This is a genomic window from Rickettsiales bacterium Ac37b, from assembly GCA_000746585.2.
Classification (GTDB): Bacteria; Pseudomonadota; Alphaproteobacteria; order Rickettsiales; family Arcanibacteraceae; genus Ac37b.
Genome location: CP009217.2, coordinates 626,556 through 639,698, shown reverse-complemented (window position 1 = coordinate 639,698; position 13,143 = coordinate 626,556). Strand labels below are relative to the sequence as shown.

General features: G+C 29.4%; 16 protein-coding genes. 13 read left to right on the top strand and 3 right to left on the bottom strand.

Annotation, left to right across the window (positions count from 1 at the left end; translation table 11 throughout):
- The first annotated feature begins 4 nt into the window (after positions 1 to 4).
- The 12 genes from pyrH (at position 5) to NOVO_03105 (ending at position 10,240) form a co-directional block, all read left to right on the top strand.
- Positions 5 to 727, top strand: coding sequence for a Uridylate kinase (pyrH, locus tag NOVO_03160; GenBank protein ID AIL65021.1), 723 nt, complete (start codon positions 5 to 7; stop codon positions 725 to 727).
- Entirely contained in the window at positions 720 to 1,280 is a 561-nt protein-coding gene (frr, locus tag NOVO_03155; protein ID AIL65020.1) for a Ribosome-recycling factor, read from the top strand. The genes pyrH and frr overlap by 8 nt, the downstream gene beginning before the upstream one ends.
- Before the next feature lies 1 nt (position 1,281).
- Positions 1,282 to 1,860, top strand: a complete 579-nt coding sequence (locus tag NOVO_03150) for a hypothetical protein (protein ID AIL65019.1) — start codon at positions 1,282 to 1,284, stop codon at positions 1,858 to 1,860.
- A 200-nt stretch (positions 1,861 to 2,060) separates the two neighbouring features.
- On the top strand, positions 2,061 to 2,900 hold the full coding sequence (gene ribF, locus NOVO_03145) for a Riboflavin biosynthesis protein ribF (GenBank protein AIL65018.1): 840 nt from the start codon (positions 2,061 to 2,063) through the stop codon (positions 2,898 to 2,900).
- Positions 2,897 to 3,391, top strand: coding sequence for a Lipoprotein signal peptidase (lspA, locus tag NOVO_03140; protein ID AIL65017.1), 495 nt, complete (start codon positions 2,897 to 2,899; stop codon positions 3,389 to 3,391). The genes ribF and lspA overlap by 4 nt, the downstream gene beginning before the upstream one ends.
- A complete protein-coding gene (locus NOVO_03135; protein ID AIL65016.1) occupies positions 3,375 to 4,013 on the top strand; it encodes a hypothetical protein in 639 nt (212 codons plus the stop codon). The genes lspA and NOVO_03135 overlap by 17 nt, the downstream gene beginning before the upstream one ends.
- Positions 4,014 to 4,330: 317 nt before the next feature.
- Positions 4,331 to 5,161 (top strand): Ribosomal RNA small subunit methyltransferase A, encoded by an 831-nt coding sequence (rsmA, locus tag NOVO_03130; protein ID AIL65015.1) that lies wholly within the window; start codon positions 4,331 to 4,333, stop codon positions 5,159 to 5,161.
- An 88-nt stretch (positions 5,162 to 5,249) separates the two neighbouring features.
- Positions 5,250 to 6,269: a putative Chemoreceptor glutamine deamidase CheD gene (locus NOVO_03125; GenBank protein ID AIL65014.1), complete on the top strand. Its 1,020-nt coding sequence runs from the start codon at positions 5,250 to 5,252 to the stop codon at positions 6,267 to 6,269.
- Complete coding sequence (locus NOVO_03120) at positions 6,257 to 7,036, top strand: hypothetical protein (GenBank protein AIL65013.1); 780 nt, start codon at positions 6,257 to 6,259, stop codon at positions 7,034 to 7,036. The genes NOVO_03125 and NOVO_03120 overlap by 13 nt, the downstream gene beginning before the upstream one ends.
- A gap of 18 nt (positions 7,037 to 7,054) precedes the next feature.
- Positions 7,055 to 7,555 (top strand): hypothetical protein, encoded by a 501-nt coding sequence (locus NOVO_03115; GenBank protein AIL65012.1) that lies wholly within the window; start codon positions 7,055 to 7,057, stop codon positions 7,553 to 7,555.
- Between the two features lie 246 nt (positions 7,556 to 7,801).
- Positions 7,802 to 8,851 carry a Bifunctional NMN adenylyltransferase/Nudix hydrolase gene (locus NOVO_03110; protein ID AIL65011.1) on the top strand — a complete coding sequence of 350 codons (1,050 nt, stop codon included), beginning with the start codon at positions 7,802 to 7,804 and terminating at the stop codon, positions 8,849 to 8,851.
- A gap of 18 nt (positions 8,852 to 8,869) precedes the next feature.
- Positions 8,870 to 10,240, top strand: a complete 1,371-nt coding sequence (locus NOVO_03105) for a putative nicotinate phosphoribosyltransferase (GenBank protein AIL65010.1) — start codon at positions 8,870 to 8,872, stop codon at positions 10,238 to 10,240.
- A 73-nt stretch (positions 10,241 to 10,313) separates the two neighbouring features.
- Here NOVO_03105 and NOVO_03100 read toward each other — a convergent pair whose 3' ends face one another.
- The gene (locus NOVO_03100) at positions 10,314 to 10,718 is read right to left on the bottom strand and encodes a hypothetical protein (GenBank protein AIL65009.1); all 405 of its coding nucleotides are present in this window, start codon (positions 10,716 to 10,718) and stop codon (positions 10,314 to 10,316) included.
- Positions 10,719 to 10,867: 149 nt separating this feature from the next.
- Positions 10,868 to 11,518 carry a Superoxide dismutase [Fe] gene (gene sodB / locus NOVO_03095; protein ID AIL65008.1) on the bottom strand — a complete coding sequence of 217 codons (651 nt, stop codon included), beginning with the start codon at positions 11,516 to 11,518 and terminating at the stop codon, positions 10,868 to 10,870.
- Positions 11,519 to 11,546: 28 nt separating this feature from the next.
- Between sodB and NOVO_03090 the strand changes: the two genes are divergently transcribed.
- On the top strand, positions 11,547 to 12,395 hold the full coding sequence (locus NOVO_03090; GenBank protein ID AIL65007.1) for a squalene synthase HpnD: 849 nt from the start codon (positions 11,547 to 11,549) through the stop codon (positions 12,393 to 12,395).
- A 15-nt stretch (positions 12,396 to 12,410) separates the two neighbouring features.
- Here the strand turns inward: NOVO_03090 and NOVO_03085 are convergent, their stop codons facing one another.
- Positions 12,411 to 12,971 (bottom strand): hypothetical protein, encoded by a 561-nt coding sequence (locus tag NOVO_03085; protein AIL65006.1) that lies wholly within the window; start codon positions 12,969 to 12,971, stop codon positions 12,411 to 12,413.
- Between the last annotated feature and the right edge of the window lie 172 nt (positions 12,972 to 13,143).

Genomic DNA, 13,143 nt, shown 5'->3' with positions numbered 1-13,143 from the left:
ATATATGGTGTTATCTTATAAAAGGGTATTGCTCAAGATTTCAGGTGAGGCATTAATGGGGGGCCAAAAGTTTGGTCATGACCATAATGTTATTGATGAAATAAGCCAAGATATTAAAACAGTACACGATAAAGGTATAGAAATATGTTTAGTAGTTGGGGGTGGTAATATATATCGTGGTATATCAGCAGCAGCAGGAATGGAACGTGCTAGTGCTGATTATATTGGTATGTTAGCTACTGTTATGAATGCTTTAACTTTGCAAAATGTGCTTGAACAAAAGGGTGTGTCAACGCGTGTGTTATCTGCAATACCAATGACGACTATTTGTGAATCTTATATTAGAAGGCGGGCTGTACGTCATATGGAAAAAAACAGAGTTGTTATCTTTGCTGCTGGCACTGGTAACCCGTTTTTTACTACAGATACTGCAGCTGCTTTAAGGGCTGTTGAGATGGGATGTGATGCAATATTTAAAGGTACACAAGTTGATGGTGTATATTCCGCAGATCCTAAATATAATACTGAAGTAATACGTTATAGTCAGTTACATTATAAAGATGTACTAACCCAGGATTTAGCGGTAATGGATGCCTCTGCTATTGCCTTAGCTAAAGATAATAACATACCTATTATAGTATTTTCTATCAAGAACAAGGGTGCATTTTGTGAAGTTGTTGATGGTCATGGTGATTTTACAATAATTAATGGAGTAACTTGTGGATAAAACAAAGTTAAATGAAGATTTAAAGAAACGTATGGATGGTGCTTTAGGAGTACTTGATCATGAACTAAAAGGGTTAAGAACCGGCCGTGCTTCTATAAATTTACTGGATCCTGTGATTGTTGAAGCCTATGGTGATAAAATGCATTTAAGTCAGGTTGCTACTATTACTACTCCTGAGCCTAGGTTAATTGTAGCACAGGTATGGGATAAAGCTTTAGTAAAATCTGTAGAAAAGGCTATAAGTACAGCTAATTTAGGAGTAACAGTTTCGATAGATGGTCAGACTGTACGTGTTCCTATTCCAATGCTCAGTCAAGATCGAAGAGCGGAATTAGCCAAATTAGCTCATAAGTATGGAGAGCAGGCTAAAGTGTCAATACGGAACGTTAGGCGTGATGGTATGGAACTTTTAAAAAAAGCTGAAAAAGATAATGAAATTGCTAAAGATGAGCATCATAACTTAAGTGAAGTAGTGCAGAAAATTACTGATGAATATACCAAGAAAATAGACGAAATTATTGAAAATAAAGAAAAAGAAATAATGCAGTTTTAGTATGAGAAAATTTTTTATTTTAATAATATTACTTTGTACTGCTTGTGAGCATAAATTGCCGGCTCATAGGGAGATTAAGTTTCAAGATAATAATTTTGTTATGTTTAAAGCTAAAGAATTAGAAATTATATTCAATCATAACAAAAATTTAATACAAGATAATATTGGTGATAAAAGTTATGTAACTCTTAAAAAAGCTGTAGAAAAGTGGGTTCATGCTAGAATAAAAGTATCAGGTGAAGATATAAGAATTCTGAAGATTGTAGTCAAAGATGCCAAAATTATAAAGACTGAAATGTTAGACCAGGAAAGCGGCTTAAAAAGTTTACTGACTAAACCTATGGAGGTTTATAAAGCTGAGTTAGAAGTTGCATTAGAGTTTTATTTACCAGAAAGTTTATTTCCTAATAATGTTATGACAATTTCAGCGAATTGTACAAAAAGCCTACAAAAAGGTGCTTCTTTAGATGAAAGAGATCAATTGTTTTACGATATAGCACAACAATTAATTGCAGCTATTGATGTAGAATTTAATAAAAATGTTAATGTTTATCTAGGTGAACTCGTTACCTATTTTTAAAGTCAATCGTTAGATTTTAGATGAAAAATTTGTTTAGATAGAGTAAAAGAAGTTGAATATTGATTACTTGGAGCGATAAGCGAAGCCTAGAATTAGTAGGAGTGAAGAGCTGACTGAGTACGCAATTCACATGCTTTTACTGTAGTTGGTATAGATTAATAAAAAGTGTTTTATGTACTAAATTTAACATCATTTTGCTTATGCGTATAATTCGGCATTTTTCTGAACATGAAATTATAGAAAATTCTATACTAACCATAGGTAATTTTGATGGGGTGCATATAGGTCATCAAGAACTAATTAGAGAAGTATGTAGCCTTGCAAAAGAACATAACACGTCGAGTGTATTGATTACTTTTGAGCCTCATCCTGCTTCTGTCCTATCTTATCAAAAGAATTTTCGTATTGTATCTTTACGTAATAAGATATTGGCTCTAAAAAAGCTTGGTATAAATATATTGTATTTACAACATTTTACTAGAGACTTTGCAAAAATTTCGGCACAAGAGTTTATAGAAAATATATTAATAAAATATTTTAACCCTAAACATATAATTATAGGTTATGATTTTGTATTTGGTAATAATAGAGAGGGTAATGGTCAATTATTACAGCAATATGCTGAAAGCTATAATATAGGATTTACTCGATTCTATCCTGTAAAGATAGGTGATCAAAATGTAAGTTCTTCTTTAATTAGAAAATTGCTTGCAGAAGGTAGAATAAAAGAAGCTTCATGTTTGCTTGGATATGAATATTATATTACAGGGTTTGCTCTTAATAAAGGTAATATAAGTGACAAGTTCAAATTACCTGTTGCTGAGATGTATTTATATAATATATTATGTCCTAAATTGGGAATGTATAAGGCAACTGTAGAAATAAATAATAATTTATATGAAGCGTTAGTAAATATTAAGATGAGCAGAGAAGATAAAGCTACAGGATGTTTAGAAATATGTATATTAAATTGTAAATATGAATTGCATAATAGGCGTATTCAAGTAAAGTTATTAGAAAAAGTGGATGATGGAAGATGAATATTAGGGAAGCAAGTAAAAATTTAGTAATCAGTATTTTAGTTATTTGTGCAACTATTATAGCTGATCAAGTAAGTAAACAATATATTATAGATACATTAGTACATTCTAATGAAATTAAAGTTATTAGTTCTTTTTTAAATTTTGTATTAGTGAGGAATGAAGGAATAACTTTTGGCCTATTTAATAATGTAGTTAATGGTGCAATAATATTTTCTATGCTTGCTATAATAATAACAATTATGTTAATTATATGGCTACTAAAAGAAAAAAAATTACCTATAAGAATAGCGCTAGGTTTAGTAATTGGCGGGGCTGTAGGGAATATACTAGATAGGTTACGTTGTGGTGCAGTGATAGATTTTATTGATATACATGTTAGTAATTATCACTGGTATAGTTTTAACGTTGCTGATGCGGCTATATGTTTGGGAGTTTCTATACTAATATTTGATAATTTATGTGGAATAAAAAATGAAAAAAATAATTAAATATGTATCAATTACAAGTTTTATAGTATTATCAGCATGTGATGGTACTAGTTTAAGGGAAAAGTTTAACTTTTCTCGTAAGGGACCAGATGAATTTACTGTTTTATCTTATAAAGCTTTATCTATTCCTCCGAATTTTGAATTACCTGATCCAGATAATATAAATTCTAGAAATAATAATATTGTTCAAGATAATATTACTATTTCTCCTGCAGATGGAATAAAAGATTATAAAATAAACAACGAAATACTACCTAATACCGGAGAAGCTATTTTATTACAACAAGCTGGTGAAAAAGTGCGTCAAGAAGAAGATATAAGATCATTATTATTACAAGATACCGTAGTTAAGGAAAAGCCTAAAAAACCCAGCATATTAGATTTATTTTTTAAAAAAAACAAACAATGTTCTAAAGATATAGTAGTAAATCCTGAAGCTGATAAAAATGCTAGAGATTATAAAAATAAATCTATACAAGTATTACGCAAAGATGATTTAGATCACAGCAAAAAAACCGTATGTGATATAAAAAATGGCGTGGCAACAAATTGTGAAGGTAAGGTTATTAGTAAAGAATTTTCAATACCTTTATCACCTAAAAGTAGTAATACTGTAAAATAAACTGTAACTATTTTATAAATTTTATTTATATTGTAAAAAATATATGGTTAGATGAGTGGTCGTTAGTTTTAATGCTTAAACCTATAGGGCTATTAACAAAGCCTTTCTTAGCAATATTTTGATCTAATTTTATGCTATATTGCGTTTTTTGCTAATATTATCAATATTAGCTGCAAGAATTCACTTATATACCCTTGTTGATAGTTTTATATTTATATAAGATGAGTTCTTTAACAGTGATTCTTAGCCTTAATACCACAAGATAAGGCATGAAGATAAAAATTAATTACAAAAATACTTTAAAGTGAGATAATATCGTGGTTATTTTACCCACTACAAATGAAATAATTAAATTATATAACTTAAATCCCAATAAAAAGTTAGGGCAGAATTTTATTCTAGATCCAAATTTTAATAGTCGTATTGTTAAAGCGGCTGGCGAATTATCAAATTATGTGGTGTTAGAAATTGGCCCTGGCCCAGGAGGATTGACACGTGCTTTACTAGAAGCGAATGCTCTTAAAGTTGTTGCTGTAGAATATGATTTTAGGTGTATAGAAGCACTAAAACCATTACAAGAAAAATATGGTCATAGATTAGAAATATTTAATTTTGATGCTTTAAACATTACTGAAACAGAATTGGTTCCTAAAAATAGCAAGATTGTAGCAAATTTGCCGTATAATATTGCAACAGAGTTATTATTTAAATGGCTTGAGCAGAAAACTTTATTTTCTAGCATGACTTTAATGTTTCAAAAAGAAGTAGCAATGCGTATACAAGCTTCTCCAGGAAGTAAGTTATATGGAAGACTTTCAGTAATGAGCCAGTTTTACTGTGATGTAGAATACCAGTTTGATGTGCCACCGAGTTTGTTTTTTCCTCAGCCCAAAGTAACTTCTGGTATAATAAATTTAGTTCCTAAAAGACAGTTACCTGAAATTGATGCAAAACTATTGTCTTATATTTGTAAGGTAGTATTTGGACAAAGACGCAAAGTTTTAAGTAATAGTTTAAAGCAATTAACTAATAAACCTATCGAATTGTTACAGGAATGTAATATTAGTGCAAGTAAAAGGCCTGAAGAATTATCGTTGGAAGAATTTTGTACGCTTACTAGAGCATATCAAGATTTTAGAAACATTTAATTAAGTAAATATATTCAAATTTTCTTGAATTATAATAATAAATATAGTTATATATAATAATGTTGTATCATATTTAATGAGTTGAGCCATGCTTATTAATGGGAAATCAGTTAGAGATGATAATTTATTAGAAAGTTTGCAAGCGCTACCCTCAAGCTTTCCTGAATATAATGCTTATAGGGTAATAAATTATTTTGTTACGCCTGAAGCGCAAGAGTTAAATTTCCAAGGAATAGAATTATTTCGAAAAGGTAAATATAAAGATGCAAAAGAGATATTTAGTCAATCTTTTGAAGCAAATAGAGTTTATTCACAAGAAGATAATATTTTTATATCAAATTATAATACTAATATTGGACAAGTTTATTTGGCAGAAGGGGACTATGTAAATGCTGCAGAATGTTTCAATAAAAATACTAATATTTATTTACAAAATGGTTTATATGAAGAAGTAGAAAATAATTATCATTATATAGCATTTATTAATCAACACTTAGGTGTGTTGCCTACTTTTATAGAAACACAAAAAAATATGTTACAATCTAGTGGCCATGAAGAGCAGTTACAAGCTTGTTTAGCTTTGGGAGCAGCAGAAAAACTAAGTGGCAACGATATAGAGGCTATAGAACATTATTCTAAGGCTTATAGTTTAAGACAGGGACAGATAGACTATGAAGCACATAGGGTTGAGCAGCATGAAGTTGGGTTTTCGGCTGAAGAAAAAATAGGCACGGATAATATTCAGCAGTGTGTAGTTATAATTTTACGTGATCCTATTTCAAAAAAAACTGCATTGGCACATTTTGATAGATATACAGATCCAAATTCCATTTCAGAGGTAATTGCAAAATTTTCTCAAGATACGCAGCTTGATGCCTATTTAATAGGAGGACGTGATAGAGGAGGTGAAAATAAAATTATTTCCGATACCAATATTCAAAAAGTAACTCAACAATTAAAACAGTATAATAATATTAATATTAAATCTGCTGATATAGGTGATAAAGGTTCTCCTTCTGCTATAGTATTTGATCCTAAGACAGGTCATTTATCACATGCTGTTCCAGGAAAAATGATCCAACTACACCGATACGTATGGCATCTATAGGGATTTCTAATGGCATAAATGCTGAAGGCCTCTCACCACTTAATTTTGCTTTTGATTTTACCGAGTCTAAAACTATTGGCACGCGCAATTTAAGTGAAATACAGCAAGAATCTATAGTCAAGTCTTATATAAATTTTAATAGAAATCCTATGCGTGGAGCTTCAAATATGTGGCAAGCTAATATAATTGCTGAACCCCACTACAAGGCAGTGAGTGCAATGATTAGCCAAAATCCATGGTTGAAGGAAGTAATTGTAAAGGATATCAAAAATGAAGTACATTATTTAATGGAAAATAAATTGCGAGGTGTGGATTATAATGATAATAAGCGTTTAGTGTTTGAAAAGCAGCTAGCTAATATAATGGAAAGAGAATTTAAAGAAGGAAATATTAATATTAGCGATATAAAGAGCAATATTCAGAAAAACATTAACCAATACACGAGTTTTAAAACTATTGGTCAGCAAATTCTGAATCCTAAAAATTGGAAAAATCTTATAAAATCTATATTTACCGGTAAAAAACATATAAGTATTGATATTATAGGCATAAGTAGTGTGCATACTGATACAAATAATATTTCAAGTCATAGTAATGAATCTAAATTGGTCAGCGATTTAAGTGTGGATGATAAAACAAAATTGGATAGAGCTCTAAAAAATGCTAATATAGTAAAAAATGTAGATTATAAACATTATCAAAATCAACAGGAAGGATTAGATAATAAAGTGCCTCAAAAAAAGCAAACTACTATGGTGAGAGAATAATAAAAATTAGGAGGTTATATGGTTGAGGAAGAAGTTAAAGTGAATGAATATAAAGTCAAAGAACAAAAGGATGGGCACATATTAACTACGAGGAATTTAGGTGCAGATATAGCATTTACTTGTTTTTCATCTAAATTAAAAAAAGTTGCTATGGCCCGAAACATTAACGCTGCTCAAATCGAAGAATTATTTAATGAGTTAAATATTAAAAAATTATCTGATAAAAGCCTTATCAAAATACACATTATAGGAGGAGATACTTCAGAGTCTTCAAAGAAATATGTTGAGAATCTTATTAATCAATTAGATAAAATAGATAATGGTAGAGGTATAATTGATATTATAGGTAAAGACGTAAATGAGAGTAAACATCCAGATTCAATTAAAATAGATTGCTATCATGGAGGTGTGAATCCTCATAATCCAGAAATTTGGAAAGAAGGTAGGCTTACATTTGAAGAGATGGTAATATCAAAGCGACAAAACTCAAAAAATAAAGATCAATGTAATATTATATAATTTTTTTATTATAGTATAATAAAAATACTCTAGAAATGGTATTATGCATTGACTAATGATTTAATAAGAGTTATACCAATTTCCATTGAAACTTCCACGTTGTTGTACAGCGGAATTCAGATTCTATAATATACTATCGTATGCTTTACCACTTGTACTCCTAGTGGCTAATTTTAAATGAAAAACGATATTAGTCTTGATATCTAGTATCTTTTTAAAGTAATAGAGTATAGGTAAGATTTTCAAATGCATAAAATCTATTATGATTTTTTGGTGTTTATTGGTAGATTTCAGCCATTTCACAATGGTCATCGGGAAATAATATCTCGTGCTCTTAAGCTTGCAAATAATGTAATCATTCTATGTGGTTCTGCTAAGCAGCCTCGTTCTATAAGAAACCCATGGCTGGCTCAAGAACGTGAGATAATGATTAGGAGCTCTTTCTCTGATTTAGACAATCAGAGAATTTTAATATCGCCTTTAGCTGATAATCTATATAATGATGCTTTATGGATAAATGATATAAAAAACACTGTAACAAGATTAACATATAAGCATTATAATAAATTTGATAATACACCTAGGATAGGCCTTATTGGCCATTCTAAAGATCAAACTTCTTATTACTTAAATTTATTTTCTGAATGGTGTTCGGAAAATGTTGAAAATTATCATAATATTAATGCTACTTCAATTAGAGAGCAATTATTTTCATCCCCTTCAAATATCGATGATATAAAGCAATTAGTACCAGAAAGTGTCTATAATTATTTACGGTCTTTTGTTAGGTCTAAAGATTTTATTCTATTAAGAGAAGAGTATAATTTTATTAAGGAGTATAAGGAATCTTGGAGATTAGCTCCTTATGCTCCAATTTTGGTAACTGTAGATGCACTAGTTGTACACTCAAATAAAGTATTATTAGTAAAGCGTAGTTCATCTCCTGGTAAGGGATTATGGGCATTACCAGGAGGATTTGTTGAGCAGAATGAGAATTTATTTGATGCTTGTGTTAGAGAATTAATTGAAGAAACAAAAGTATCAGTAAGTTTATCTGTGCTCAAAAATTCGCTTATAACTGGTAAGGTGTTTGATGATCCTAATCGTTCTCTTCGCGTTAGAACAATGACGCATGTTTTTTATATAAAATTACAAGATAGTATGGCTTTACCCATAGTTCAAGGTAGTGATGATGCGGAGGAAGCTATTTGGAGAAAACTAGATAATATATCATCTACGGATATGGCTGAAGATCATTATTTTATAATCCAAAATCTATTAAATGAAAATAAATAAAATTGTTAGACTCAAAATATGAATATAATTTTAAATACAGATTCTTATAAATTTTCTCATTATATTCAATATCCTACTAATACAACTTATGTTTCTGCTTACATAGAAGCTAGAGGTAAGACCTTTGATCAGATTTTATTTTTTGGAGTGCAAATGTTTTTAAAAGAATATTTGTCTAAACCACTCACTCTAAGTGATATAAAAGAAGCTAAAGATATAGTACAAGCTCATGGGTTACCTTTTTATGAGGAAGGATTTCATTATATACTGGAAAAACATAATGGCTATTTACCGATAAAAATAGAAGCCTTAGCTGAAGGTGCTATTGTGCCTATGGGTAATGTATTGGTACAAGTGGAAAATACAGATCCAGCATGTTACTGGCTTACTAGCTTTATTGAAACTTCTTTATTACGAGCAGTATGGTATCCATCGTTAGTTGCAACTGTTTCTTGGCATGCAAAACAGATAATTAAGGAATTTTTAAAGAATACTAGTGATAATCAGGAAAGCTTAAGATTTAAATTACATGATTTTGGGGCACGTGGAGTAAGTTCCATGGAATCTGCTGGTCTTGGGGGAGTAGCACATTTAGTGAATTTTTATGGAACTGATACAGTTACTTCATTGTTATATGCTAAAAAATATTATGACGAGCAAATGGCAGGCTACTCTATTCCAGTTGCAGAACATTCTACTATTACTTCTTGGGGTAAAGAAAATGAAACGTTAGCATATAAAAATATGTTAGATAAATTTGGAGGAGCAGGTAGAATCGTAGCGGTGGTTAGTGATTCTTATGACATTTGGCATGCTATAGATTGTATATGGGGTGAAAATCTTAAAGAAGAAATAAAAAATAATGGAGGAACGCTAGTAATAAGACCAGATAGTGGAGATCCAGTCAAGGTAGTTACACAAGTGATTACAAAACTTATGGATAAATTTGAATATTTTACAAATACTAAGGGTTATAAAATATTACCTAATTATTTACGTGTTATACAAGGAGATGGTATTTCATTGCAAACTATAAAGTTAATTTTAGAGAATATGCAATTGAATGGATTAAGTGCAGATAATATTACTTTTGGTATGGGAGGAAACCTGCTGCAGAAAGTAAGTCGTGATATGATAGAAATGGTGATGAAAGCTTCTGCCATATTCCAGGATGGTAGATGGAAAGATGTTTATAAAGAGCCCAAAACTGATTATAGTAAGAGATCAAAGAAGGGAAGATTAGCTTTAATTCGTGAAAATGGTAGGTATCAAACTATTCGTTTGGATGAACTTGGTAATAAAGAAAATCTTTTAATGCCAATTTTTCAAAATGGTCATATACTAAAAGAATGGAATTTTCAGGAAATTAGAGTAAAAGCTGGATTTTAAGTTCTTAAAATAATTAAACGTTAATAAGTTAAGGTAAAACTTACTACTAGCATAATTATTAATAATTTATCATCTAATTTTTATTAATCCTTTTACATATTTTTATTATTATAGTTATTATAGCTATTATTATTTTGTACAATGTAACACTAAATAAGAATATACCTGCTAATTCCCACTGGGCAAATTGCCCGCAACCTTGACCTTTTTGCCTTGCCATGCTACATTCTCTATCAAATATAGGCTGCCCTATAAAAACATTATTACGTACAATAATAACATACAGGTATACCCATTCTAAGTAGAGAGTTTTAGATATTTTTAAATATTTATTATCATATGATGTATTCTTTAAGTTTATTAAATGTAAAATAAAACAAATTAAGGAAAGAGTATCAAGTGCTATTATGAATAAGGCACTACCTACATATAAATAATTTAATTGCTCAAATGTCGTTTTACTCTCCAATCTATACATCGTAATTTATATAAGTTAATATAATATTAAACTAGTAATAAAAAAGGATAATTAAAAAGTATATAGAGAGTTTATAATCGATTATTTCTTCAATTAAATTTATCTAAAGCAACATTTAATACAAAATATTGCTTTAGATTAATCAGTATTTATTTTTGAGAATTTAAAAAATTTTCTTCAACAAATTCCCAGTTGACTAATTTCTCTAAGAAAGTAGTAATGTAATCCGGTCTACGATTTTGATAATCTAGGTAATATGCATGTTCCCATACATCGCATGTAAGCAAAGCTACTTGGTTATGGATTAAAGGAAGGTCTGCGTTACCGGTTTTAGTAATTTTTAATTGATTACCTTCTAATACTAGCCATGACCAACCACTGCCAAATTGAGTAGTTCCAGCGTTTTTAAATTCTTCTTTGAATTTATCAAAGCTACCAAAGTCTTCGTTAATTTTATCAAGCAAAGTTGGTGAAGGCATGCCTCCCCCACTAGCTTTCATAGAATGCCAGTAGAAAGTATGGTTCCAGACTTGGGCAGCGTTATTAAAAATTCCAGATTTACTTGTATCTTTAGCTGTAGATAATATGATTTCTTCTAATGATTTACTACTTAGTTCAGAGTCTTTAATAAGATTATTAAGATTGGTAACATACGTATTATGATGCTTACCATGATGGAAATTTAAAGTATTAAAAGTTATATAAGGTTCAAGGGCATTGTTATTATAAGGTAAATTTGGTAAAACAAAGGGATATGTTGTTTGATTTGCATATTTATTGCTATATTTCAATGTAGTCATAATTATTCTCCTTATTAGAGGTGTATTCATGGTTAATATAAGTCTTTCCTATCCAGCTGTGCAAGTAAAAAATTTTGATAACGATCGTTATTTATGCAGTCTTTTTACTCCTTCTTCTCAAATGCGTGAGCAACTGTTTATCATATATGCTTTTAATATAGAATTAAATTTTATTAAACATAGAGTCAATGATGAAATGTTAGCTATGATTAGATTGGAGTGGTGGCGTGAAACTATTGAAGATATCTATTTAAATAAAATCAGAGAGCATCCTATAGTGAAGCCACTGGCAGAAGTAATTAATCAGCTTTCTTTAGATAAGGAAATTTTGATTAATAGAATTAACGCAGAAGAATATAGTTTAGGAATAAATAGTCTGCGTACTATGGATAATCTTTATCAATATATTGAATTTAGTAGTTTACCTATATTTAAAATATCTTTAGATATTTTAGGAAATACAAACCATAAGATTAAAAATATCATTAAAGATTTAGCAATAGTTTGGTCGATTATAGATATTATTAAATCTATAAAACCCCATATGTTGGCTAAAAATATTCTTATTCCCGAGGAAGTGATGAATAAACATGGTATTGCGCAATATATGATATTAGAGCCAATATATAAAGAAAATGTTAAAACTTTAATTGCTGAATTAGTAGAGATAGCTAGTATCCATTTAAAGCAAGTATATAGTGTTCAAAACTTAGTATCTCGTGAATTATATGCAGTATTTTTGATGGCTACTTTGAGTCAATCTTTTATAAAACGTATAAAGCATATAAAATACAATATTTTTGACTATACTCCCCAAGTGAATAGGCTAAAAACACAATTAATTTTATTAATGAGAGTATTAATAAAAGAATTTTGAATGGCAAGTGAATATTTATATGGAAGATCTTAACTGTATTTTGTTGGAAGAATTAATTTTTTTCATAAAACTATTTTTAGATTTATAAATATGATGAGTTAATATCTGTTGTGTATTCATGATAGTTGGCTTGTAGGGTGGGTAGATATTAAAATAAGATAAAGAGCGGATAGGAGTTAAGGTTTTGTTAAAGGTATCTTTTAATGCTGTATATAAAGAATTTTGTTTAAATGTTATATATAAAATTCTTTTTAATAGAGTGACTTCTGTATCCTGTAGGTAATCTATAAACATGTTAGGTTGTAATATGATTAATCGATTTAAGAGTTCATAAGATTTGTACTGTATTACAAATTTTATAATATACGTAAAACAAATATGATTAAAATCAGAATTATATTTTTGTTTTTCATTATCATATATAGCAATAGTAAGACCTCTAGGAAAAGCAAGAGCAGTATTGATTTGCATTGTAGATATAAAAGATATTAAATCAGTTATATTATTTTGCTTGACTATATTTTCTAATAAAGAGGAGTATGTTAACAATATTTGGGATAGCTTATAATGTGTCATATGAACATCCATTATCCAATATATGTTGAAAACAGTTGAACTTACATACGTCGTTTACTCTTCGCTTACCTATTTATTGGTAGGCTTTACTCTTATTTGTCTTGCATAAATAATCAACTGTTTTCACGATCACTATGAATATTTTAGCGTAAATATATTAAATATTATTTAA